At 67.6% G+C, this 558-nt stretch carries 1 pseudogene; it reads right to left on the reverse strand.

Annotated elements, in window-relative coordinates:
• Positions 1-558: pseudogene (locus G3436_RS26415) on the reverse strand (hypothetical protein); the annotation flags it as partial.

A 558-nucleotide genomic window follows, 5' to 3' on the forward strand; every position in this document is an offset into this window, starting at 1 on the left:
CGACGGCCGGATCGGTTGCATGCCAAGCGCCTGCGCCAGCACATCACGCATGCTGCGCGCGCGCTTGCACAGGGCCTCGCCCAACCGCGCGCCCTCGCCGATCTGAAAGCCCAGCGCCTGACGCTCGGCGTCCGGCAGCGCCTTGAGCAGGCCTTCGAACAACGTATTGCTGGTACCCAGGTGCACCCCAGCGTGGTCGAAGATGGCGTAGCGCGGCGGGTCAGACACCAACACCTTGAGTGCGCCATCAAGCGGGCCAATGGCGTCGACCCGAGCGCCCGCCAGGCTGTTCAGGCGCAGTTCCAGGCGGACCGTGGCGGACCAGCCCGGCAACTGTTGCAGCACCTGGAGTGCCAGGCGCTGGCTGTCCTGATTCGCCAGGCCCATTTCATGCAAACCCAGCAGGGCCTGGTTCAGGCGTGCCTGTTGCAGATAGACCCGCGCCTCTTCTGCCAGGCGCAACGGCATTCGCCCGGGGTCTGCAGCCAGGCTTTCTAACTCGACAGGCGTGGCATGGCTGGCCAGCTCGGTGGCCACCTCGGGCGGCAAGCCGGGAAA

The organism is Pseudomonas brassicae (genome assembly GCF_010671725.1).
In the GTDB taxonomy this organism is placed as follows: Bacteria; Pseudomonadota; Gammaproteobacteria; order Pseudomonadales; family Pseudomonadaceae; genus Aquipseudomonas; species Aquipseudomonas brassicae.